The sequence below is a fragment of the Actinocorallia longicatena genome (assembly GCF_039534125.1).
GTDB lineage: Bacteria > Actinomycetota > Actinomycetes > Streptosporangiales > Streptosporangiaceae > Actinocorallia > Actinocorallia longicatena.
Genome location: NZ_BAAAUV010000076.1, coordinates 1 through 1,102, shown reverse-complemented (window position 1 = coordinate 1,102; position 1,102 = coordinate 1). Strand labels below are relative to the sequence as shown.

General features: G+C 58.0%; 1 rRNA gene. It reads right to left on the bottom strand.

The window, feature by feature from the left end:
* Positions 1 to 74 precede the first annotated feature (74 nt).
* A 23S ribosomal RNA gene (locus ABD785_RS41130) occupies positions 75 to 1,102 on the bottom strand; the annotation flags it as partial.

Below are 1,102 nucleotides of genomic sequence, written 5' to 3'. Positions count from 1 at the left end.
GTGACGGTTGCCAGCTGTTTTCTGGGAACCGCACAGGGACGCGAGCACACAAGCAAGACTAGGTTGGGATGTGTGAGGTTAAGTCGCTCGGCCTATTAGTACCGGTCGACTCCACACCTTGCGGTGCTTCCATCTCCGGCCTATCAACCCGGTAGTCTGCCGGGGGCCTTACCCCCCTCACGGGGGAGGGAGTCCTCATCTGGAGGCAGGTTTCCCGCTTAGATGCTTTCAGCGGTTATCCCTTCCGAACGTAGCCAACCAGCCGTGCCCTTGGCAGGACAACTGGCACACCAGAGGTTCGTCCGTCCCGGTCCTCTCGTACTAGGGACAGATCCTCGCAAGACTCCTACGCGCGCAGCGGATAGGGACCGAACTGTCTCGCGACGTTCTAAACCCAGCTCGCGTGCCGCTTTAATGGGCGAACAGCCCAACCCTTGGGACCTACTCCAGCCCCAGGATGCGACGAGCCGACATCGAGGTGCCAAACCATCCCGTCGATATGGACTCTTGGGGAAGATCAGCCTGTTATCCCCGGGGTACCTTTTAGCCGTTGAGCGACACCACTTCCACACGTAGGTGCCGGATCACTAGGCCCAGCTTTCGCTCCTGCTCGACCCGTCGGTCTCACAGTCAAGCTCCCTTGTGCCCTTGCACTCGCCACCTGATTGCCAACCAGGCTGAGGGAACCTTTGGGCGCCTCCGTTACATTTTGGGAGGCAACCGCCCCAGTTAAACTACCCACCAGGCACTGTCCCCCACCCCGATAAGGGGCGCGGGTTAGACGTTCGAAACAACCAGAGTGGTATTTCACCAATGACTCCACCCACACTAGCGTGTGAGCTTCACAGTCTCCCACCTATCCTACACAAGCCATTCCAAACGCCAATGCCAAGCTATAGTGAAGGTCCCGGGGTCTTTCCGTCCTGCTGCGCGTAACGAGCATCTTTACTCGTAGTGCAATTTCGCCGGGCCTGTGGTTGAGACAGTGGGGAAGTCGTTACGCCATTCGTGCAGGTCGGAACTTACCCGACAAGGAATTTCGCTACCTTAGGATGGTTATAGTTACCACCGCCGTTTACCGGCGCTTAGATTCTCAGCTTCG